The following is a 21,430-nucleotide window of genomic DNA, read 5'->3' as shown; positions in this document are numbered from 1 at the left end:
AAAGTCACGTTGACGAAGCTTGCGCTTCATTCATTGTTTGTATCCGAAGATACGTTTTTTGCCTCATCGTTCAGTTTTCAAAGTTCGTCGTGTCGTGTTAGCGACTTTAATAGATTAACAGGTTGTTTTGATTATGTCAACCGTGTTTTTGAAAAGATTTTTCAGCCCCAACAAACCGTTTATAAAAGGCGTCTCGCTGGAACATTTATTAATATAACAACAAAATTCGACAAACACAAGCATTATTTTAAAAAAACTTTACAAAAGCTTGTTTTGCGTTTTACATACAGCATCAGAGTCTTAACATACTCAATAAAGTAAACCCGATATTTGCAGGTCGTTCAGCCAGACGTCTCATCAAGTACGTATACCAGTCTACTCCGTGCGGTACATACACGACAACACGATATCCTGAATTGACCAACTCTTTCTGACGTTGCGGTCGCATCCCTTGAAGCATTTGAAATTCAAAACACTCATCTGAAATGTCAGCTTGTCGAATAAAGTCGAGTAGTTCCTCAATCATATCGTCATCATGTGTCGCGATTTGCGTATAACGTCCTTTCATCAAATTCTGTTTTACTAATAGAAGATAGTTGGCATCTACCATCGCCTTATCCTCGATGTAATGTTCCTTCGACCCCGTATATGCCCCTTTTACGATCCGGGTCATTGGTTCGAGTTGATCTAAGTCAAAACGACTACGGTGCAGATTTGCTTGAAGCGCCACACCAAGGTTCGGGTAAGAGAACTGAAGCACACGGAAAATTTTCAAAATCGACTCAGTCATTTCGTACTCTTCCATGTTGATCGTCACCCGGCGATTCAGCTGAAGTGCGACTTCAAGGATACGTTCCATCTGCATGAGGGCGAGTTCCGGATCTAACCGCACGCCGACGGATGTTAACTTTAATGAAATTTGTCCATCCACTTGTTCTTTCTCTAATCGGTACAAAACATCAATGCATTCATCCGCAATCGCCTTTGCATCCTGCACACTGTGAATAAACTCTCCTAAACAATCAATCGTGACTGCCCGACCCTGCGCATTCAACGTCCGGACTGTTCGGAACGTCTCATCGATTGTTTGCCCTCCTACGAATAATGTTCCCCCTAAAGGTAAGCCGACTGCTCGGGCCACACGAATAAGACGTTTATCAACAGCGAGTCGTTCGAATATCGGACCTGTTAGTTTTTCCAACACGTTCATCACCTCCTGTTTGTTGATTCCCTACTCTCCATAAAAAAAACGCCTTTCTTCTATATAGAAGAAAGACGTCAGCTTAATAAGAAAAATTAGTGTAACCAGATGAAGTATGCTAGGAATCCGAGTGACATAGCGTACATGATCGGGTGCACTTCTTTCGCGCGACCTTTCGCGATCATCGTGATTGGATAGAATAAGAACCCGAATGCGATTCCCGTTGCGATCGAATACGTAAGTGGCATCATGATGACTGTCAAGAAGGCTGGAACTGCATACTCGAACTTTCTCCAATCAATCTGGAGAAGTGAGGATGCCATTAACACACCAACGATGATGAGTGCCGGTGCTGTGACCGGCGCCGTGATGACGGCGAGAAGTGGTGAGAAGAATAAGGCAAGTCCGAAGAATAAGCCGGTTACGATTGCCGTCATTCCTGAGCGACCGCCTGCTGCGACACCTGCACTTGATTCAATGTATGAAACCGTTGTTGATGTTCCAAGGATTGAACCCGCGACTGTTGCTGTTGAGTCAGCGATCAAGGCGCGTCCTGCACGCGGAACTTTATTTTCCTTAATTAATCCTGCTTGGTTCGCGACGGCAACGAGTGTTCCCGCTGTATCGAAGAAATCAACGAAGAAGAACGTTAAGATGACGACTGCCATCTGGACAGTAAAGATTTCATTGAAGTGAAGGAACGCTTGTCCGAATGTCGGTGCGATACTCGGTGGAGCTGAAACGATTTCCCCAAGGCTTGACGGAACAGGAATCAATCCAAAAATCATTCCCGCGATTGCCGTCAAAATCATTCCGAAGAAGATGGCGCCTTTAATTCCGCGTGTCATTAAGATCGCTGAAACGACTAAACCGAACACAGCAAGCAATGTTGTCCCTTGACCCAAGTTACCGAGTGAGACGAGCGTCGCTTCGTTTGCGACGACGATTCCACCTGTTTTCAAACCGATGAAGGCGATGAATAAACCGATTCCGGCAGCAACTGCCATTTTAAGTGGTTCTGGAATCGCATTGATGATTGTTTCACGAATCCCTGATGCCGTGAGTACCATGAAGACAAGACCCGATACTAAAACACCGGATAATGCCGTTTCCCACGGGATCCCCATGCCGATGACGACACTGTAGGCGAAGAACGCGTTCAGTCCCATACCGGGTGCGAGAGCAATCGGATAATTCGCGAGTAAGCCCATCGTGACTGAACCGATAACGGCGACAAGCGCCGTTGCACCGAAGACAGCACCAGGATTCATCCCGGCGTCTGCTAACGTATTCGGGTTAACGAATAAGATGTACGCCATCGCGAAGAATGTTGTCATACCGGCGATGAACTCTGTCCGCATGTTCGTACCGAGTCCGTCGAAGTCGAAGAATCGCGCGATCGCGTTCTCCTTTTGTTTAGGTTGTTGCGGTTTCATCTGTGTGCTCATGGTTGCCTTCTTTCCAAATAAGCCGTCTCAAGAAACGAAAAAAACGGCAGTTACCTAAGCGGTAAAAGCCGTTTCTTTAAGCGCACACCAGAAATCAGTGCACGCCGTAGTAGGAACCTTTAAGGTGTTCCTGTAGAGACTTCCGGGCCATATCCCCAGAATTATACGGCATTATTTTTTGTTTTTTAGTAGATGATTTAAAATAAGAACAGACACATCGTAGCACGCTCAAAATAGACGGTCAACCATAAAAGCGAAATTTAGTGGATTAAATAAGCCGAACGTTCGGTTTTGGAAGCGTTTTTTTAGACTGACTGACTTTTTCTTTGTTTTTCTTCTCACGGTTATTTTGCTTTAATATGTAAGGCAATAACTGAAAACGGATGGGCAATCTTCCAAAGACCATCACGAGGACTGCCGCTAACATCGGAAGAAAAAGCACTCGTCCGATTGTGAGCTCATCAAAGTAAGACGCAGCGACCAGTCCTTAGACGATAAAGCCGTGGAGAATATAAATCGTCAATGTCTTCGTTCCAAGATGGGAAATTACGAATGGTTTTCTCGGCAACAACGTAAAGAATGCCATGATCATCAGACACTGAATCATATACAGAACAAGCCGCAAGATTTATCCAGTTTCATCTAACCCCATCTTGAAATATGAATTCGCTCCACTCAGCAAATCAAACTGAAAAAGGTTTGGCCATGTCCACATCATCAGAGCACTAGCCAGCATGACCACTAAAGCCATCCCGCGGTTCGGGAACACCTGATAGATGATCCATCCACGACGCTTGAAGTAATGGCCGAGCACATAAAACGGAAAAAGACGACAATGCGCGATAAGCTCCATGCCCAGCCGATTTGATCGATGCAGCCGGCTGGCCAGCATACTGACCAACAAAACGTGCCCGATTCCCATCTTGACGGATCGTCCCAACCAAAGAACCGCCGGCAGCAGGAGACTCTAGACAAACATCGTAAACAGATATCAATAGATATAAGCCGGTTGTACCGTCAAGAATTGATATCGGTCAATTCCGATCCCTTTCATCACCGCTACAAATACCAGTTGTATCAGGATGAATAACAAAAGATAATCCAAAAACAGTTTCAGCCCGGTTTTAAGAGTTAATTCTCCCTTTGTAAAGTAACCCGATATGAAAATGAAAGCTGGCATATGGAATAAATAAATAAAATTAAATACACTTTCCAACTCTGGGCTTTTTAAAATAAAGGGCTCGATTATATGACCAAGGACTACTAAAAAAATCAATACTAACTTGGCATGATCGTAAACCCAATCGCGTCCGTTCATTGCCTTCCTCCAACTCTTTTTTTCGTCTGTTGATTGATATCTCTCTTTTTAAGTTACTAAAGTCTATATTTAAACACACGTTTTTTTGAAGAAAAGAAACAGAAATGTTGTAGACGCATCACGCGAAAAAGAAAGTAACTGACAGTCGCTCTTCCGATTGGAAACAAATTCTTAATTCATATGGAGCTTGTTCCTTATTGAAAGTTAACGTTGACGGAGTACTTCTTTAAAGTATTCTGTCAATAAGCCTTCTCCTTTAAATCGATCTTCTAAAACAGGTTGTATCTGCTTTAATTCATTCTTAAGTGTTCCATAGGTATTCGGGAAATATCCTAAGTAAGAATACTTATATACAGGTTCCTCAGGATACAATTCATAAGCACGTTTTAACATAGAAATCCCTTTTTCTTCCCACTGTTCATAGTCGCCAAAATAATAGGGAAACATAGAAATCATATAACCAAAACACCAGAGAAAATCCTCATTCGTCATAAAATGCGCTAAGCCGAAATGTGTAACTTCCTCCAGTAACGACTCTAATTCATCCATATCTACATCTGCATCTGTAATTCCTAGCGGTCCTTGTTCGACTACGACATACCAACAAAAAAAGCCCAGTCGAATCACAGTTTTTAAGTCTATGGGATTTTGTTGCCATGCTTTTAAAAGATATTCTTTTGCTTCATTCCACTTCTCTTGATGCTCTAATCGATCAACTTCAGCCCATGTCCAATCAATCATAATGGTTCGCCACCTACTCCATTTAGTTATTCACTTCATATTATATCAAGTGCCCGATGCACATCTCGATATATCTTGGTCTCCTCCCTTGAATTTGTTGGTTCAATTTAAAGTCATCCAACAGTTCCATGATTTTGGTCACGAAAAAAAGCCCCCTTTCATTCACAAATAATGCGAACAAAAGAGAGCTTCATTTTGAAATAGAGTTGTTGAAGGTGAAACGGTCTTCATTTCACCTATCCCCTTTAACACGTTGGTACGAAAGGCTTCATGAGACGATTACCCTCATCAAGTCTAGTACTTATTCCCACTCAATCGTTGACGGTGGTTTCGACGTCACATCGTACAGGACGCGGTTAACGTTCTGGACTTCGTTGACGATCCGGACCGAAATCTTCTCGAGCACGTCCCATGGGATGCGTGCCCAGTCCGATGTCATGCCGTCAATCGACGTAACAGCACGGATGCCGACTGCATAGTCGTATGTCCGCTCGTCACCCATGACACCGACTGAACGGAGTGGTGGCAAGACTGTGAAGTACTGCCAGATCTCACGTTCGAGACCGGCTTTTTTGATTTCGTCGCGGAGGATGAAATCGGATTCACGGACGATTTCAAGTTTCTCGTCTGTGATTTCACCGAGGACACGAATGCCGAGACCTGGTCCTGGGAACGGTTGACGCCAGACGATTTCGTCCGACAAACCAAGTTCTTTACCGAGTGCACGGACTTCATCCTTGAACAACGTGTTGATTGGTTCAATCAACTTGAACTGCATGTCTTCCGGTAATCCACCAACATTATGGTGCGATTTAATCGTTTGTGCCGTATCCGTTCCGCTTTCGATGATATCCGTATAGAGCGTTCCTTGGGCCAGGAAGTCCATATCCGTCAATTTTGACGCTTCTTCGTCGAAGACGTAAACGAATTCGTTACCGATGATTTTACGTTTTTGCTCCGGATCCGAAATCCCTTTTAATTTGTTCAGGAAACGGTCTTGCGCGTCGATTTTAATGACGTTCATGTGGAAGTGATCGGCAAATGTCTTCATGACACTTTCCGCTTCCCCTTTCCGTAAGAGACCGTGGTCGACGAACATACATGTCAATTGGTCACCGATTGCCGCATGAATCAGTGCTGCGACGACAGACGAGTCGACACCGCCTGAAAGGGCACAAAGAACTTTTTTGTCGCCGACTTCTTCTTTAATCTTCGCGATTTCGATTTCGATGAAGTTCTCCATCGACCAGTCGCCTGTACACTGACAGACTTCGAACAGGAAGTTTTTCAAGAGTTCTTTGCCGAACATCGTGTGGTTGACTTCCGGATGATACTGAACACCATACATTTTTAACTCTTCGTTTTTGATGGAAGCGATCGGGCAGGAAACGTTTGTCCCATCGACGACGAAACCGTTCGGAACCGTTGTGACGAGATCACTATGGCTCATCCAGACCGTCTGCTCGAGTGGTAAGTTTGCATACATCGCGGACGGATCGTTCAGCGTCAATGTCGCTTTTCCGTACTCCCGGTGTCCGGCACGCTCGACTGTCCCACCGAAGTGTTGCGACATCAATTGCATGCCGTAGCAAATACCAAAGATCGGAATTCCGAGTTCGAAGATTTCCGGATCACAGCGGTACGCGTCTTCTGCGTAGACACTGCGTGGTCCACCGGAGAAGATGATACCCGCTGGTGCGATGTCTTTGATTTCTGCTGCCGTAATCTTGTGCGAATGCAGTTCACTGTAAACTCCGAGATCACGGATGCGTCGTGTGATCAATTGGTTGTACTGACCTCCAAAATCGAGGACGAGGATCATTTCTTGGTCCAAATGTGCTTCCAAATCTATTCCCGCCTTTCAAGTTTCATGCGTACCCCTATGAAAAAAGCCCACTCTTCCCCCATGAATAAATGGAAAAAGAGCAGGCCGCTTCACAAAAAAATGTATACGAAGGGTCTGCTCCTTCATAGTCAGGTCGTTTAAGGTGACCCGGTAGAGACTCTCGCGCCATATCCGCGAGTATATACAAAGGAGATGCATGTATGATTTACGTTGTTCTCATTGTAACTGTATCAATTCAAAAATATCAACCCTCTACGCGACGAATCATATTTTCGAAATATTCACGTTTCTTTTCGAGCGACAACGTCTCACCACCATAAATCATCCGTTCATAGGCATCCGTCAACGGGCGCATCGCGTACGTTTCGTAATACCCATCGACTTCATGTGCAAGTTCCGCGAGCGTCCGTCCATCCTTATAATGGAACCCTTGTTTATCGAGACGTCGGAGCAAGAAGCGATACATCCGTTTGAATCCTTCCGGTCGTTTGATTTGGCTACGGAAGAAGAGAATTGCGGCCGTTCGTCTGATTGGTTTTCTAAACAGATAGAGGAACACAAGACCGAGCAACGCACCAATGATCGGCCAGACGGGAATCGAACGTTTTTCCGCCTGATTCGCTGTCGTCGCTTGGGCGTCATCGAGAAGATTTTCCTGCGGACGGTTCGGTGTTGCCGTTTCCGTATCTGTCTCTGTATCCCGTTGCGGATTTGATTGTTCCGTTTCGTTATCGGTCTCTTGATTGATCGTATATTGCCCTGTACCGTCAAAACTTACAGTCGGCTCGAGCGGTACCCAACCCGGTCCTTCGATGTAGACTTCGACCCAGGAATGGGCATTTTTGTTTCGGACCGTATAACTCGTGACAGCAGAACCGATGACATCGGATTCGCCACCTGTAAATCCTTTTACCCAGCGTGCCGGTAATCCAGCCGCCCGTAGTAACACAGTTGCTGAAGTCGAAAAGTTATCACAATAACCGAGCTTCGTCTCGAACAAGAATTGATCGACATAGTCTTGATCTTCTGCCGGGACAGCAACATCTTCCGTATTGTACTCAAAGTTTTCTTGCTCGAAGTAATTTTCAATCGCTTTCGCGCGCTCCCACGGTGTTTCTTCATCAGCAACGATCTCAGCCGCTAAATCACGAACCCGGTCCGGTAATGTTCCCGGCAGTTGCAGGTAACGATCTTGTTCCATTTCTGAAAGTTTTACCGGTTCATCCGTTTGGAGTAGTTTTTCAGTAAACAGTGGATACGCGTACTGAATCTGATAATTTTGCTGGCGCGTTGCATCGTCAAGATACGAAATTTTTTGATTTTCCGGGTTGATTAAAAGATTTTGCCGTTGATCATCTGCCGTCAAGCGCACATTATCTCCATTGTAAGGGACAAACGGCAACTCGCGAGCCAACTTGAACGTCGCACTCTCTTCACGTGTCTCGACGTCATCGCCAAAGTGCGAGAAGAAACCACGCCCGTTAATCTCCGGACTTGACTCCGATAAAATCCAACCTTTACCGGTGTAGACGTCCTTCGTCTCGACCCGCCAGTACCGATTCCCTTCACTCTCGACTTGAAAAACTTCCCGGTCGTCCATTTGGAATGGACCACCGAGCTGTTCATCGTTCGAGCCGTATCCGACTTTTTGAATCGCATTCGTCGATGTACCTTCTCCTTCAAAACGTGACGTCCAGTCATACCAACTGTTTTGCCACGTCGCTGTGATGACCGGACTTTGCAGTGCCGCAACGATCGTTACACCGATAATCAACAAGGCACTAATCGGCCGAACGTAAGAGGCAGTCGGTCGTTCATTGATTTCTGTCGCATACAACAAAAGTAATGCCAGGAGGATCGGATACAAGATGAACTGGTCACCCGAGTAATCCGTCCATGTGTCACAATAGGCGATGAAACCGATCACACCGACGGTCAACCCAACAACAAATCCCCGATTCGGGAAGGTTCGGCGACCAAGGTAGCCGATTAAAAAGCTAATTAGACCGATCGATAAGGCGAAGGCCGGTCGTCCCGGCAACTCCCCATTGATGACACGTGATACATCATCCGTAATTTCACCTAATAGTCGCCACGGGGCTTCTTCCGGTGTCAAGATGAAGTAAAAAGACACCATCAAAGCAAGTAGACTGCCACTTAAAAACCACCGTCTTCGGACGTGCGATAGCAGGAGTGGTGTCAAAAGAAGCGGCAAGAAAGGAACGATGCTGTCAAACGTCGTCAGTTCCAGTAGCGGGGGCATGAAGCTCGCAAGTAGTAACGCCGCGAGTAAGTTCCAAATCAGTCGTCGACTCATCGGCTCCCCCTCCTTTCCGGCGTATAGACATGCACGGTCGCTTCCTGTCTGATTTTAGACATCCACATTTCGTTATTCGATTCAAGGTCCGGCGTGATGAAGAGGACGTTTCCACTCAGACGTAATGCTTTTGAGGAATACTCCCACGACTCAATGAATGAACGGGTCCGACTCGGTTGAGCCGTCATCAAATAATGTGTCAGCTTCGCCCCTTCAAGTGGTAGAGACAGGGACTGGACAGCATGACCGACGAGATGGATCCGGTAATTCAAGCGCCGTTTGTTGAGTTGATCGGTCGCATCGGCAAGCATCGAAATGCTCCGTTCGAACTGCGCATCACTCACCGTTCCTTCATCAAAAACAATTGTCGTTTCCCGCTCTTGTTCCCGTTCAAATGTCTTCGTCATCAAACCTTGGCGTTTCGCCGTTGCCTTCCAATCAATCTGGTTCATCCGGTCGCCACTGACATATTCCCGGACTCCAACGACGGTAAAGGATGACTGCCGCAAATCGAGCGAGACGGGCGAAATTCCGCCGTCCCCCCGATCGTCTTCATGTGGCAACTGCGTCGCGAGCCGTGCCGGTTCTATCGCGAGATATGTTTCGACCGGGTAGAGTTTTTTTCGCATGAATACACCGAACGGATCCGTAATTTCAATCACACAACCAGGAATCTGATACAGTCCACGACGAATCGATGGAATGACATATTCAATCTGTTCCGTCTTCCGGTAATGGGCACGTAACGAGCGCCGAATGTCTAAACGCTCCGCACTCAATGCTTCCGGTACTTCCTCTGTTACTTCGACGGTCCCGACAAGAAAAGGGTATTTTCGTCTAACTTGTAAAACGACAGGAATGTCCGTCCCGGCAATCAACATCTTATTCGAAACTTCTCGCGTCGCGACGGCTTTCGTCACGGGCCAGATTAAAAAAATCGTCCAGTAGACAGTCAAACCTGCCATGACGTAGAACAGTAACGAGGCTACATTTCCACCATCCACACGGGCGTAAATCCACAATGCCGTGACCATCAGGAGCAGGACGGCATAACGCCAGCCGATTTGCCACCGTTTCATAAAGACTCCACGTCGTGTTGAATCGGCACCGCAACTTCTTTTTTCACCTGTTCCAATACCCGTTCAGCCGACTGTCCGTGGTAGCGAGCATCTGCCGTCAAAATCAACCGGTGTGATAAGACGGGTGTCAACAGGTGTTTCACGTCATCGGGTAATACGAATTTCCGCCCTTCCATATAAGCCCAGGCTTGCGCGACTTTCATTAAAGCAATCGATGAACGCGGACTGGCTCCAAGGTAAAGCGAAGCATGCTCACGCGTGGCCTGGACGAGCTGAACGATATATTTTTTAACCGGTTGTGAAACGTGGACTTCCTTGACTTCTTCCTTCATCCGTAACAATTCGTCGCGCCCGATGACCGATTCGATCGTGTCGATTGGTTCATCGCGTTCGAATCGATTCAGCAACTTCATCTCTTGCTGAAAATCCGGATAGCCCATCTTGACTTTGACTAAAAAGCGATCGAGTTGTGCTTCCGGCAATGGATATGTCCCTTCATGCTCAATCGGATTTTGCGTCGCCATGACAAAGAAGGGATTCGGAAGCGTATGGATTTCTCCGTCCACCGTTACATTTGCTTCCGCCATCCCTTCCAGTAACGCCGATTGTGTTTTCGGAGAAGTTCGGTTGATTTCATCCGCGAGAACGATATTGCCCATCAATGGACCCGGACGATACTCAAATTGACTCGTTTTTTGGTTATACATCGAAACACCCGTTAAATCCGAGGGGAGTAAATCGGGTGTGAATTGAACACGCTTAAAAGTCAGGCCGATTGAGCGACTGAATGCGCGCACGAGCATCGTTTTCCCGACCCCCGGTACATCCTCAAGTAAGACATGTCCTCCGGCAAGTAGCGCTGCTAACGATTGTGTAATAACATCTTCCTTACCGACGATTACTTTTTCTACGTTGTCGATGATTGCTTGAATCTCTCTTGTGTATGTTCGCATTGTCAGGCCCCTTGCTCTTTAGTAGTTGAATTTTCTGACTCTTTCTATCTTCTCATAACCGTAGTCCCTTTGGAAAGGCATATGAGTCTCTCAATACGCACAAAAAAGGGGGCGCCGCAGAGCGACTCCCCCTTTGTGTTTCAGGAACGATTACATGCCGTAAACCGTTCTTGATTCGTGCAGAGTGCACGTAAAACACGGGTACAATCCGTGTCTATAAACTTATTCCGTTCGTCAAGTCCGGTGATCCTCTTCTACTCGAAGCGACATGCGATCGTTCCCTCTACATTGATAATCATTCATGTGCATCACCATCCTTTCATATATTGAATATTACCGAATCTATTCGAAGTTAAACCTTGTTTTTTAATTATTTTTTTCGAAACCGGTAATACGTCGTTGCTAAAGCAAGTGCAAGGACAAGCCCCTTAATAATATTCAATGAGTAATACGGAACAGATAACATAACGAGCCCATTCTCAAGAATCCCGACTAAGCAGGCTCCGACTAATGTCCCGAGTGCGTTCGGTTTCCCTTGTCCGGCAAACGATGAACCGATGAAGGCAGCCGCGACTGCCGGCATCAAATAGCCGGATCCGGCATTAATCTGTGACGATCCAACCTGCGACGCAAGCAGGATTCCTCCGACTGCCGCGAGTAGTCCGGCAATCACATAGGCCAGTGCCCGGTAACGGTGCACCGGGATTCCCGTCAAGTGTGCCGCCTCCGGGTTTCCGCCGATGATGTATAAGAAGCGGCCGTGTCGTGTATGGTTCAAAAACAGATGCGTCACTGCCACGACGGCGAGCATGATTAGGATGATCCACGGTGCCTGACTGATTTTTAGGAAGGACTCCGGAATCATCCCGACTGTCGGTGTTCCGTCGAGACGGGGCATCCCGGCACTGATTGATCCGCCGCCGGTATACGTCATCGCCACCCCTTCAAAGATGAACATCGTCGCAAGCGTCGCAAACAAGTCGGGAATCTTGAATTTGACGATCAATAACACGTTGACCAGCGCGACGCTTAAGGCAATCAAAATCGCCAAGCCGATCGACAGACCAAGCGGAAGGCTGTACCAGACAAAAAATGAGACGACGAGCGAGCTGGCAAAGGTCGCGGTCGAACCGACCGATAAATCAAAACCGTTGACGGTCAGCGAAACGGTCAACCCGATTGCGATGATCGTCACAATCGAGATACTGCGCAAAATATTAATCAGGTTCGCGCCCTGTAAAAAGCTTGGTGCCGTCACGGCAAAAAAGACGATGAGTGCAAGGATTGCGAGGACGATCCCCCAGTCATTCAAAAAGCGTAACAACCGTTTACCGGATGCGTGTCGTTCCGTGTTTGGTTTTGATTCCGTCGTTGGTTCGTGAAGTACCTCGTTCATCAAGTCATCCCCCCTGTCGCATACAGCAGTAATTGGTCTTCCGTCGTCTCCGACGTATTCGTCTCGAACACGATTTTCCCGTCATACATGACATAAATCCGGTCCGTCACCGCCAGCAATTCATCGAATTCACTGGACGCATACAGAATCGCTTTTTGCTGTCCGGCCAGTTGATCGATCACGTCGAAGATTTCCCGTTTCGCCCCGACGTCGACACCTTTTGTCGGTTCGTCGAGCAGCAGGACCGCAGCATCGGCGAGGAGCCATTTGCCGATCGCGACCTTCTGCTGGTTCCCGCCGGATAAGCCTTCCACGCGTTGCGTTTCATCCGTTGATTTGATCGCCAATCGTTTGATGATAGCGTTGGCGGCAGTCCGTTCCTTTCCGGTTTGGACCCAACCGAACCGATTGACGAATTGTCTGAGACTTGCCGCGGTCATGTTTTGATAAATCGGATCCGTGACAAGGATGCCTTCTTTCCGGCGTTCTTCCGGGACCAGACCAATCCCGTGTCTGACTGCCTCGTGCGGCGACCGGATAGTCGCCGGTTCGCCGGCTATCCGAATCTGTCCCGCCACAGTCGGAGTCACTCCGAAAATCGTCTTACAGAGCTCGGTTTTTCCCGCTCCGACAAGTCCGGCAATTCCAATCACTTCACCTGCATGAACCGTCAATGACAGCTGATTGAGTTCACCCGGGACCATCACTTGATTGAGCTCGAGCAACGCTTGCCCGACGGTTCGGGTTTGCCGGTCCGTCTGTTGCAAACGTCTTCCGAGCATCTGTTCAACGATTGTCTCTTTCGTTTGCCCGGCTAATGCTTGGCGGGCGACAAGTTTTCCGTCACGCATGACGGAAATCGATTCACAGATTTCAAATAATTCCTGAAGGCGGTGTGAGATGAAAATCACGCCCAATTGTTCGCGTGTCGCGAGTTCCCTGATGATGCGAAACAAACGTTCCGTCTCCCGTTGACTGAGCGGCGCCGTCGGTTCATCCAGGATTAAAAAACGGCTGTCTTGAACGAGTGCCCGGGCAATCAAGACCAACTGTTTGTCGGCAAGGCGCAGTTCACTGACCCGTTGCCGGACATCAATCGAAGACTGGAGTTTCCCGAGCGCCTCCCGTGCAATCTGTTCCAACCGGCGTTGCCGGATGACCCCTTTGAGCTGTCCGTTCGTCAACAAATCGAGGCAAATGTTTTCCGCGACCGTCAAGTATGAAATCAATGCCGTATCGACTTCTTGGTAGACGATTTCAATTCCCGCCCGTTTCGCGGCACGCGGCGAATCGATCGTCAACGGCACACCTTCAAACGAAATCGTCCCGTCATACGCCGCATGCGCTCCCGCCAATACTTTCATCAGCGTCGACTTACCGGCGCCGTTCGCTCCGACGAGCGCATGAATTTCCCCGCGGCGGACGGAAAAGTCAACAGCATCAAGCGCTTTGACACCGGGGAATTCAATTGAAATCCCACGCATCTCGAGCCGGTTCGTCGCGTCCAGATGCGTCATTTCGCAGCATTCGCTTTCCGCAGTTTTTCCATCCACGGTTCATTGAATTTCTCAGATGTGCTCCAGCCCTTGATGATTGTATCGAGATTGTACATCGTCGTATCGGCTTTGAGCGCCTTTTGCTCGACTAATTTAGCGTCCAGATCAAAGCTGCCCGGTGTTTTTTCGCCGGCCAGTTTTTTCGCCAGCAGGCGCATGTCCGTCTGTCCGATCAAATGCGGATCAACGGCACTCGTCGACACCCAGTTGCTGCCATTCTCACGCATCAGGTTGATGTCCTGATTCGAGACATCGATTGAAATCAACGGGATTTCCTGACGTTTGTTGTCTTTTAAGGATTTATAGGCGCCTTTTGCGACTTCATCCCACGCTCCCCAGACGGCATCGATGCTTCCTTTCGGATATTTCGCGAGAATCGCGTTCATCTTCGTCGCGATATCGCCCTGGACATCCTGGAAATTCGTCGGTCCGACCGTTTCAAGCGTCTTGATTTTGCCGTCCGCTTCATACGTCTTATAGATTTCCTGACGGCGGTCAAGCGGTGCAAACCCCGGACCGAACCACAATTTGATGACCCGGACCGGCTTGTCGTCTTTCACTTTCGTCACTTCATCGAGTGAAAGTTCTGCCAGTTTGTGATCATCCTGGAACGTCTCCGTGATGCCTGTTAACGTCTGGTCCTTTTTCTTCGTCACCGTATCAAACGTCACGACCTGAATCCCTTTGTCGATCGCCGGTTTAATCATGTCGTAGGAATAATCTTCTTTTCCGTGCGAGATGATCAGTCCGTCATAATCCTGCTGAACGGCTTGCGCCACCAGTTCCTTGAACTTGACGTCATTGCCTTCGGAAATGAACGTGTTGACCTTAAACCCAAGCGACTCCCCTTCCGAACGGGCACCGTCTAAAAATTGTTTCGTATGATCATCGGACGCCAGATTGCGGATGACGGCAATCTTGATGTCGCCTTGGACACTTTCCGGCACACCGCTGATTTTTTTCGTCGGTGTCGCTTCACTATTGGCGCAAGCAGCCAGCAAGACCGCCGGTGCGAGTAAGAATGCTAATTTTTTCATCTCGATCTCTCCTGTCTGTTTAGATGACCTGTTGTCCAATCGCCTGTTCGATCGTTTCCACGCTCGGCCGTTCAATGACGCCGAGTTCCGTGATGATCGCCGTGATGAGCTCGTGCGGTGTCACGTCAAATGCCGGATTAAAGACCTTTGTTCCGGCTGGTGCCGTTACTTTCCCCGCCAGTTGTGTCACTTCACTAGCATCGCGTTCTTCAATTTCAATCTCGTCACCTGATAAACTCGTCACATCAAACGTCGACAGCGGTGCCGCGACATAAAACGGAATCCCGAAGGCACGTGCGAGTAACGCCAGCTGGAACGTCCCGATTTTATTGGCCGTATCCCCGTTACGGGTGATCCGGTCCGCGCCGACGATGATGGCGGTGATCTGCTTTTCCTTGATCGTATGCGCGACCATATTGTCCGTGATCAAGGTGACGTCAATCCCTGCCCGTTGCAGCTCCCATGTCGTCAAACGTGCCCCCTGCAACAAAGGCCGGGTTTCCGACGCATAGACGGATAACGGAATGCCTTGTTCTTTCGAGAGATAAAACGGGGCCAGTGCCGTCCCGTACGCCGCTGTCGCAATCGATCCGGCATTACAAATCGTCAACACCCGGTCTCCCGCTTGAAACAGCTCCAACGCATGCACACCGATTTGCCGTGACGTCTTGGCATCGGCTTCATAAAGGGCAAGTGCTTTTTGTTCCAGACGTTTCGGCAGTTCCTCGAGCGTTGTGCTCGAAAGGATAAGCTGATTGAGCGCATCGAGTACGTTCCGCAAATTGACGGCGGTCGGCCGGGTCGCCAGTAACTCCGCCGATACCGTCAACAGTTTTTGTTTGACCTCGTCAAGCGATCCCGTCGTCCGGAACGCTTCCTGCACGAGGACGAATCCACCGAACAGACTGATTGCCGGCGCCCCCCGGACACGAAGTTGTTTAATCGCCTCAACCGCTTGCGCCAAATCATGAATGACTTCGTACCGTTCTTCTTGCGGGAGACGGGTCTGATCAAGGATCTTTAAGCACGCCCGCTCATAGATGACACTACGGATAAACTCGCTCATCGGCTCAATTCCTCCGTCACGTCAAAATTCCGGAGATCGGTAAACGTCTTACATTCGCCGCGCCGTTTAATCAATGCCGTCCCGAGGCGTAACGCATGACGTTTCCGTTCAAGGCGCGTCGTAGCATCCGGAATTTGTTCCAAATCAGCGACCGGTGCCAAACCAATCGTCCGCCGGATCAGTTCACAACCGGCGAAACCGAGCGCGTCTTGGAGAATTGTACTGAGGACATCATCGACAAGCCCGGGTACCGTCCGGAACGGTTCGACGGCTTCCCGTTCCCAAAGTGCCGTGAACGTCGAAGCAAACGTCAGCCAGAACGTATCGATATCCTTCACCCGCGTCTCCCGCAACTCAGCATAGTTCGGATACGCCGCAAAGCAGAGGTGGGCAATGAACTGACCGACATCAAACCCGAACGGTCCGTAAAAAGCGAACTCCGGATCGATGATTTTCGTTTCGCCCGCCGAAGCAAAAATGCTTCCTGTATGTAAATCCCCGTGTAATAAGGCTTCCCCTTTCGTGATGAACAACGTTTCGAGCTTCGCCACTTCCCGCTTCAGTTTTTCGTCCTGCCAGAGCTGCTGTACGTCTGTTTCCAAGCCGCTCTCGATGTTGTTTGTTTCCGCGTCGTAAAACGGATCCGTAAAGATTAACTTTTCCGTGATGTCGCATAAATCCGGGTTGTAATAGTCACGTGCGACCTGCTTTTTTCCGACTGGACCGAGCGCAAAATCTGACGTGAAAAATAACGTCCGCGCCAAGTAAGAACCGACATGTTCTGCAAGGAGCGGATACGTTTCGCCGGCGAGCAATCCCGTCCGAACGATTTGCAGGTGCGACAAGTCCTCCATCACCGTATACGCTTCTTCATGACTGGCATGAAAGACCCGTGGAACGAATGGCGTCGCGTATTTTGCGAATTCCTTCAGTGCCAACTGTTCGATCCAGGCCCGCTCGAGTGACAAGGGCCAGCTTTCCCCGACGACTTTTGCATAAGGTAATGCCTGCTTCAAGATCAAACGTTCTTTCCCTGCCTGAATCCGAAAGACTAAGTTCAAGTTGCCGTCGCCGATTTCTTCTGCCGTCGCTTCTTCCTGTCCGATGAGTCCGAGTTCCCGGACACGTTTAATGGCGTCTTGTTCTGTAAATGCTTGATATGCCATCTTGCTTCCCCCTTCATTTCTACACAAAAAAACGCCGCTTTTCGTCATAGAAAAGAGGCGCGGGGTATCATCCGTCCTCTTATCTCTCAGACGAATGTCTGTTGGATGTAGCACCGTGCCGGATGGTCGGTTGCTGCGGCGTCTTCGGGCCAATTCCCTCTGCCAACTCACGATAAGAGTCATATGTGGTTGTTGTGTTCGATGTTGATTCGAATATTACGCCCGTCTTAAATCATCTGTCAATTCCAATTTTTAGTGAAAAACCATTTAAAAGACCGCCATCTATAGAAGCGGATTTCAAAAAAAATAAATTTTCAAAAAATTATTTGACATCACGTCCATCTCATGTAAAAATTGCAATTAGATTTCACAATTTCATCCAATTCTTATCAAGAGCAGACGGAGGGACGAGCCCTATGATGTCGCAGCAACCGACCAGTTGGCACGGTGCTAATTCTTGCAGCTAACACGCTGACAGATAAGAGTCCACGCGCAATTTTTCATGGTCTCTTGTCATTGACGAGGGACCATTTTTGTATTTTTTAACAAGGGAGAGACGACGATCATGGCGTACATTACCGCAACTTACCAACTCGGCGTGACCGATCAGTTACCAAAACGGGCAGAGCAAATCGCCCTCGGTCTGACGGTCGGCTCATGGACCGATTTGAATCACTTGGAACAACAACAGCTTGAATCCTTTAAAGGACAAGTCGTCCATACGGAAGAACACGACGGAAAAGGGTATGTCACGATCCGTTATCCGGAACACAACGTCTCACGAGACTTTTCGGCGATTTTGACGACCGTCTTCGGCAAGCTGTCACTCGACGGTCAAATCAAACTGACGGATCTTCAGCTTCCCGCTTCATTCACACCGGATTTCCCCGGTGCTAAATTCGGCATCGAGGGCGTCCGCCAATTGATCCAAGTCCATGATCGCCCCCTGTTGATGAGCATCTTCAAAGGCGTCATCGGACGGGATCTCGTTTTTTTACGGGAACAACTGGAAGCCCAGCTCGCCGGCGGGATTGATCTCGTCAAGGATGACGAAATCTTATACGACAATCCGCTGACACCGGCACTCGACCGGGCGCGGATTGGACGGGAAGTCCTCGATGCACACTATGAACGGACCGGTAAACGGGCCCTTTATGCGATTACATTGAGTGGTCCGGTCTTCCGCTTGAAAGAGCAGGCGAAACGACTGGTCGAAGCCGGAGCGACAGCCCTCCTGCTCAACACGTTTACATACGGGCTTGATGTCTTGCGGGAACTGGCAGCCGATCCGGAAATCCCGGTCCCGATCTTTAATCATCCGGCGTTGAGCGGTGCCTTGATCGCCAGTCCCGAGTACGGGATTGCCGCCCCGGTCCTGCTCGGAACGTTGCCGCGGATTGCCGGTGCCGACTTGACACTGTTCCCGTCGCCGTACGGGAATGTCGCCCTCGCCAAAGACTTGGCCCGCGGGATTGCCGTCGAAGCGACCCGAATCGGTGAGACCAAAACAATTCTCCCGGTCCCGTCCGCCGGAATCCACCCGGGTCTCGTCGCCCAGCTTGTTCGTGATTTCGGCGTCGATTCCGTCATCAATGCCGGAGGCGGTGTCCACGGTCATCCGCAAGGTGCTGCGGCCGGAGTCATCGCTTTCCGCCAGGCACTGGGCGCAGCACTGGCCGGCGAATCACTGACAAGTGCCGCCCACCGGCACGAGGAATTACGTGTCGCTCTCGATGCTTGGGGGATCACGAAATGACGATCCGGATTTTATGTGACTTTGACGGAACAGTAACGGAGCACGATAATATCATCGCCTTGATGCAGGAGTTCGCTCCGCCGGAAAAATTTAAACCGTTAAAACAAGGTGTGCTCGACCGGTCGCTCTCGATTCAGTCCGGCGTCGGACAGATGTTTCAGCTGCTTCCGTCCAGTCAAAAACAGGACTACATTGATTTCTTGATGACACAGGCAGTCATTCGTCCCGGCTTCGACACCTTACTCGCTTTTGCCAAATCAAACGAGATTGATTTTTCCATCGTCAGCGGCGGGATCGACTTTTTTGTCCAGCCGATTCTTGCGGATGTACTGACGGACGAAGCGATTTATTGCAACGGTAGTGACTTCAGCCAGGAGACGGTTCGAATCGAATGGCCGCATGCCTGCGACGCGGCCTGTACAAATCAATGCGGCTGTTGCAAAACCTCGATCGCCCGGAAGCTGAAGCAGAACGGTGACACAATCATCGCAATCGGCGACTCCGTAACAGATTTTGAACTGGCTAAGCAGGCGGATCACGTTTATGCACGGGATTATCTGATCACGCTATGTGAACAGCACGGCATCCCGTATACGCCGTTTGAAAACTTTCATGACATATTGAATCATCTGCAGACAAAGGTGGTGTACACATGACCTTCTTAAAACGATATGAAGAATTACGTGCCGTCAAACAGGAACTTGCAGCACGCGACTGGTTCCCCGGCACAAGCGGCAATCTCGCCATCCGGACAGCCGATCAACCGACTGAATTTCTCGTGACGGCAAGCGGGAAGGACAAACGGCAGGATACACCGGACGACTTCGTCCATGTCGACGCGTCCGGTCAACTGATCGGCGAACAGACGGGTCGTCCCTCTGCCGAAACGTTGCTCCACGTCGAGGTCTTCAACCGAACGACTGCCGGGTGTTCCCTTCACGTCCATACGATTGACAATAATGTCATTTCGGAACTGTACGGCGACCAAGGCGAGATTCGGTTTGCCGGTCAGGAAATCATCAAGGCACTCGGCCGTTGGGAAGAAGATGCGGAAGTCCGTGTGCCGATTATCCCGAACCATGCCGACATTCCGACGCTTGCCGCTGCCTTTGCAGCACATGTACATGCCGAGAGCGGCGCCGTCCTGATTCGCAATCACGGCATCACCGTCTGGGCACCGACTGCCTTTGAAGCGAAAAAACAGTTGGAAGCATTCGAGTTTTTGTTCAGTTACACCTTAAAACTACAAACGTGCCGACAGGCAATTCATTAAAAGGAGGAATTTACAATGGCAACAGTACTTTTCCAACAGACAAACGAACGGTATACGGATCAAAATGAGGTCTCTTCATTCCTTGCCTCACGCGGCGTCTTATATGAACAATGGGACGTCTCGAAGTTACCGGGCGACCTCGTCGAGAACTTTACATTAACGGATGACGACAAACAGACGATTTTAGCGACATTCGCGGACGAGATTAAAGATGTTTCGGAACGTCGCGGTTACCAGACGGCTGACATCATCGCACTGTCGGATACGACACCGAATCTCGATGAATTACTCGTCAACTTCCAAAAAGAACACCATCATACCGATGACGAGGTCCGCTTCATCGTCAGCGGCCATGGCGTGTTTGCGATTAAAGACGAGGAGGTCGGCTATTACAACATCGAGCTCAATCCCGGTGATTTGATTTCCGTTCCCGTCAACACGCGCCACTACTTCACGCTCCAGGAAGACCGGAAAGTGGTGGCGATCCGAATCTTCGTCACGACGGACGGCTGGGTGCCGATTTACGAGCGGGACGCCCTGTCTTCAGCAAACTAATTCAGTCCGGTCCGGCCCAAGTCTTCTAGCAATAGAGGACCTGGGCTTTTTTTTGTACGGAAACGTCGTCTGACAAACATGTTTGAGGAAAGCGCGTGTCCGGGAGCATTTCCTATTCTAGAAACATGCCGTTTGTTTCGTCCATCTCCGATATAATGAAGAAAAGGACACAAAAAGGAGCTGACGTGTATGATGATTCGTCTCGTTCAAGAAACCGACTTACCGGACGTGCTCGCCATATATAATGAAGGAATCGAAGACCGGATCGCGACGCTCGAGACGGATACGAAAGATCTCGCCTTCATGCAGCAATGGTTCAGTGAACGCTCCGAGCGACATGCCGGTTACGTTGCCTATGAAGGGGCAAAGATTCTTGGCTTCATTTCGCTCGATGCCTACAATCCGCGTCCCGTCTATCAGTCCGTCGGCGAACTGTCCGTCTACATCACACGGACCCACCGCGGACAAGGAATCGGAAAACGACTACTCGACATCATCGAAGAACATGCAATCATTCACGGCATGCATAAGCTGATTCTCTTTACGTTCCCCTTCAACCGGATCGGACAAAAACTCTACATCAAAGCCGGATTCCGAATCGTCGGTACCTTTAAAGAACAAGGAATGTTAAACGGGTATTACGTCGATGTCCTGGCCATGGAAAAAATTCTCCCTAAACCGGACCAATGATGTTTTGGATTAAAGGTTCGGCAAGTCGGGAA

The 21,430-nt window shown here is 49.1% G+C and carries 19 protein-coding genes and 4 riboswitches; of the genes, 5 read left to right on the top strand and 14 right to left on the bottom strand.

Translation table 11 applies throughout. From position 1 onward, the window contains the following. Nucleotides 1-292: 292 nt before the first annotated feature. The 14 genes from KNP99_RS10560 to mtnK form a co-directional block, all read right to left on the bottom strand. Nucleotides 293-1,210 (bottom strand): proline dehydrogenase family protein, encoded by a 918-nt coding sequence (locus tag KNP99_RS10560; RefSeq protein ID WP_235195251.1) that lies wholly within the window; start codon nucleotides 1,208-1,210, stop codon nucleotides 293-295. 86 nt (nucleotides 1,211-1,296) lie between these two features. Beyond that, a complete protein-coding gene (locus KNP99_RS10555; RefSeq protein ID WP_214846043.1) occupies nucleotides 1,297-2,601 on the bottom strand; it encodes an NCS2 family permease in 1,305 nt (434 codons plus the stop codon). A gap of 135 nt (nucleotides 2,602-2,736) precedes the next feature. Beyond that, a riboswitch (purine riboswitch) is annotated at nucleotides 2,737-2,838 on the bottom strand. Between the two features lie 439 nt (nucleotides 2,839-3,277). After that, entirely contained in the window at nucleotides 3,278-3,571 is a 294-nt protein-coding gene (locus tag KNP99_RS15350) for a hypothetical protein (RefSeq protein ID WP_251133078.1), read from the bottom strand. Nucleotides 3,572-3,640: 69 nt separating this feature from the next. Further along, nucleotides 3,641-3,967, bottom strand: a complete 327-nt coding sequence (locus tag KNP99_RS15345) for an acyltransferase family protein (RefSeq protein WP_251133077.1) — start codon at nucleotides 3,965-3,967, stop codon at nucleotides 3,641-3,643. 204 nt (nucleotides 3,968-4,171) lie between these two features. Beyond that, nucleotides 4,172-4,708, bottom strand: coding sequence for a hypothetical protein (locus KNP99_RS10545; RefSeq protein ID WP_214767147.1), 537 nt, complete (start codon nucleotides 4,706-4,708; stop codon nucleotides 4,172-4,174). Between the two features lie 301 nt (nucleotides 4,709-5,009). Next, nucleotides 5,010-6,530, bottom strand: a complete 1,521-nt coding sequence (guaA, locus tag KNP99_RS10540) for a glutamine-hydrolyzing GMP synthase (RefSeq protein ID WP_088838417.1) — start codon at nucleotides 6,528-6,530, stop codon at nucleotides 5,010-5,012. 129 nt (nucleotides 6,531-6,659) lie between these two features. After that, nucleotides 6,660-6,761, bottom strand: a riboswitch (purine riboswitch). A 37-nt stretch (nucleotides 6,762-6,798) separates the two neighbouring features. Continuing rightward, a complete protein-coding gene (locus KNP99_RS10535; RefSeq protein WP_215193229.1) occupies nucleotides 6,799-8,871 on the bottom strand; it encodes a transglutaminase TgpA family protein in 2,073 nt (690 codons plus the stop codon). Next, the gene (locus KNP99_RS10530) at nucleotides 8,868-9,950 is read right to left on the bottom strand and encodes a DUF58 domain-containing protein (RefSeq protein WP_088836260.1); all 1,083 of its coding nucleotides are present in this window, start codon (nucleotides 9,948-9,950) and stop codon (nucleotides 8,868-8,870) included. The genes KNP99_RS10535 and KNP99_RS10530 overlap by 4 nt, the downstream gene beginning before the upstream one ends. After that, a complete protein-coding gene (locus KNP99_RS10525; RefSeq protein WP_088836259.1) occupies nucleotides 9,947-10,903 on the bottom strand; it encodes an AAA family ATPase in 957 nt (318 codons plus the stop codon). The genes KNP99_RS10530 and KNP99_RS10525 overlap by 4 nt, the downstream gene beginning before the upstream one ends. Nucleotides 10,904-11,273: 370 nt before the next feature. Then, nucleotides 11,274-12,299, bottom strand: a complete 1,026-nt coding sequence (locus tag KNP99_RS10520; RefSeq protein ID WP_204251417.1) for an ABC transporter permease — start codon at nucleotides 12,297-12,299, stop codon at nucleotides 11,274-11,276. After that, nucleotides 12,299-13,816 (bottom strand): sugar ABC transporter ATP-binding protein, encoded by a 1,518-nt coding sequence (locus KNP99_RS10515; RefSeq protein ID WP_215193228.1) that lies wholly within the window; start codon nucleotides 13,814-13,816, stop codon nucleotides 12,299-12,301. Before KNP99_RS10515 ends, KNP99_RS10520 begins: the two co-directional genes overlap by 1 nt. Then, a complete protein-coding gene (locus tag KNP99_RS10510) occupies nucleotides 13,813-14,892 on the bottom strand; it encodes a sugar ABC transporter substrate-binding protein (protein WP_215115656.1) in 1,080 nt (359 codons plus the stop codon). The genes KNP99_RS10515 and KNP99_RS10510 overlap by 4 nt, the downstream gene beginning before the upstream one ends. Nucleotides 14,893-14,911: 19 nt before the next feature. Further along, nucleotides 14,912-15,958 (bottom strand): S-methyl-5-thioribose-1-phosphate isomerase, encoded by a 1,047-nt coding sequence (mtnA, locus tag KNP99_RS10505; RefSeq protein WP_215115657.1) that lies wholly within the window; start codon nucleotides 15,956-15,958, stop codon nucleotides 14,912-14,914. Beyond that, nucleotides 15,955-17,124 (bottom strand): S-methyl-5-thioribose kinase, encoded by a 1,170-nt coding sequence (gene mtnK / locus KNP99_RS10500; protein ID WP_215115658.1) that lies wholly within the window; start codon nucleotides 17,122-17,124, stop codon nucleotides 15,955-15,957. Before mtnK ends, mtnA begins: the two co-directional genes overlap by 4 nt. Nucleotides 17,125-17,200: 76 nt before the next feature. Continuing rightward, nucleotides 17,201-17,303: riboswitch (SAM riboswitch) on the bottom strand. 204 nt (nucleotides 17,304-17,507) lie between these two features. After that, nucleotides 17,508-17,609: riboswitch (SAM riboswitch) on the top strand. Nucleotides 17,610-17,689: 80 nt separating this feature from the next. On the opposite strand from mtnK, the gene KNP99_RS10495 reads away from it, so the two are divergent. From KNP99_RS10495 to KNP99_RS10475, 5 genes are all read left to right on the top strand, one after another. Further along, nucleotides 17,690-18,880, top strand: a complete 1,191-nt coding sequence (locus KNP99_RS10495; RefSeq protein WP_088836252.1) for a 2,3-diketo-5-methylthiopentyl-1-phosphate enolase — start codon at nucleotides 17,690-17,692, stop codon at nucleotides 18,878-18,880. After that, nucleotides 18,877-19,536, top strand: a complete 660-nt coding sequence (locus tag KNP99_RS10490; RefSeq protein WP_214767159.1) for a 2-hydroxy-3-keto-5-methylthiopentenyl-1-phosphate phosphatase — start codon at nucleotides 18,877-18,879, stop codon at nucleotides 19,534-19,536. The genes KNP99_RS10495 and KNP99_RS10490 overlap by 4 nt, the downstream gene beginning before the upstream one ends. Continuing rightward, nucleotides 19,533-20,153, top strand: coding sequence for a methylthioribulose 1-phosphate dehydratase (locus KNP99_RS10485; RefSeq protein ID WP_088836250.1), 621 nt, complete (start codon nucleotides 19,533-19,535; stop codon nucleotides 20,151-20,153). The genes KNP99_RS10490 and KNP99_RS10485 overlap by 4 nt, the downstream gene beginning before the upstream one ends. Before the next feature lie 15 nt (nucleotides 20,154-20,168). Beyond that, nucleotides 20,169-20,708 (top strand): 1,2-dihydroxy-3-keto-5-methylthiopentene dioxygenase, encoded by a 540-nt coding sequence (locus KNP99_RS10480; protein ID WP_215193227.1) that lies wholly within the window; start codon nucleotides 20,169-20,171, stop codon nucleotides 20,706-20,708. Between the two features lie 189 nt (nucleotides 20,709-20,897). Then, a complete protein-coding gene (locus tag KNP99_RS10475; protein WP_088836248.1) occupies nucleotides 20,898-21,398 on the top strand; it encodes an arsinothricin resistance N-acetyltransferase ArsN1 family A in 501 nt (166 codons plus the stop codon). The last annotated feature ends 32 nt before the right edge of the window (nucleotides 21,399-21,430 follow it).

This window comes from Exiguobacterium sp. s95 (assembly GCF_018618655.1).
Classification (GTDB): domain Bacteria; phylum Bacillota; class Bacilli; order Exiguobacteriales; family Exiguobacteriaceae; genus Exiguobacterium_A; species Exiguobacterium_A oxidotolerans.
The sequence above is the reverse complement of the archived record's forward strand: the minus strand, read 5'-3'. Positions and strand labels throughout refer to the sequence as shown.

What these genes read in the sequence shown, in the direction of transcription:
- KNP99_RS10560 (WP_235195251.1), bottom strand. Translation starts at nt 1,210, where the DNA reads ATGAACGTGTTGGAAAAACTAACAGGTCCGATATTCGAACGACTCGCT.
- KNP99_RS15350 (WP_251133078.1), bottom strand. Translation starts at nt 3,571, where the DNA reads ATGGGAATCGGGCACGTTTTGTTGGTCAGTATGCTGGCCAGCCGGCTG.
- KNP99_RS15345 (WP_251133077.1), bottom strand. Translation starts at nt 3,967, where the DNA reads ATGAACGGACGCGATTGGGTTTACGATCATGCCAAGTTAGTATTGATT.
- KNP99_RS10545 (WP_214767147.1), bottom strand. Translation starts at nt 4,708, where the DNA reads ATGATTGATTGGACATGGGCTGAAGTTGATCGATTAGAGCATCAAGAG.
- guaA (WP_088838417.1), bottom strand. Translation starts at nt 6,530, where the DNA reads ATGATCCTCGTCCTCGATTTTGGAGGTCAGTACAACCAATTGATCACA.
- KNP99_RS10535 (WP_215193229.1), bottom strand. Translation starts at nt 8,871, where the DNA reads ATGAGTCGACGACTGATTTGGAACTTACTCGCGGCGTTACTACTTGCG.
- KNP99_RS10530 (WP_088836260.1), bottom strand. Translation starts at nt 9,950, where the DNA reads ATGAAACGGTGGCAAATCGGCTGGCGTTATGCCGTCCTGCTCCTGATG.
- KNP99_RS10525 (WP_088836259.1), bottom strand. Translation starts at nt 10,903, where the DNA reads ATGCGAACATACACAAGAGAGATTCAAGCAATCATCGACAACGTAGAA.
- KNP99_RS10520 (WP_204251417.1), bottom strand. Translation starts at nt 12,299, where the DNA reads ATGAACGAGGTACTTCACGAACCAACGACGGAATCAAAACCAAACACG.
- KNP99_RS10515 (WP_215193228.1), bottom strand. Translation starts at nt 13,816, where the DNA reads ATGACGCATCTGGACGCGACGAACCGGCTCGAGATGCGTGGGATTTCA.
- KNP99_RS10510 (WP_215115656.1), bottom strand. Translation starts at nt 14,892, where the DNA reads ATGAAAAAATTAGCATTCTTACTCGCACCGGCGGTCTTGCTGGCTGCT.
- mtnA (WP_215115657.1), bottom strand. Translation starts at nt 15,958, where the DNA reads ATGAGCGAGTTTATCCGTAGTGTCATCTATGAGCGGGCGTGCTTAAAG.
- mtnK (WP_215115658.1), bottom strand. Translation starts at nt 17,124, where the DNA reads ATGGCATATCAAGCATTTACAGAACAAGACGCCATTAAACGTGTCCGG.
- KNP99_RS10495 (WP_088836252.1), top strand. Translation starts at nt 17,690, where the DNA reads ATGGCGTACATTACCGCAACTTACCAACTCGGCGTGACCGATCAGTTA.
- KNP99_RS10490 (WP_214767159.1), top strand. Translation starts at nt 18,877, where the DNA reads ATGACGATCCGGATTTTATGTGACTTTGACGGAACAGTAACGGAGCAC.
- KNP99_RS10485 (WP_088836250.1), top strand. Translation starts at nt 19,533, where the DNA reads ATGACCTTCTTAAAACGATATGAAGAATTACGTGCCGTCAAACAGGAA.
- KNP99_RS10480 (WP_215193227.1), top strand. Translation starts at nt 20,169, where the DNA reads ATGGCAACAGTACTTTTCCAACAGACAAACGAACGGTATACGGATCAA.
- KNP99_RS10475 (WP_088836248.1), top strand. Translation starts at nt 20,898, where the DNA reads ATGATGATTCGTCTCGTTCAAGAAACCGACTTACCGGACGTGCTCGCC.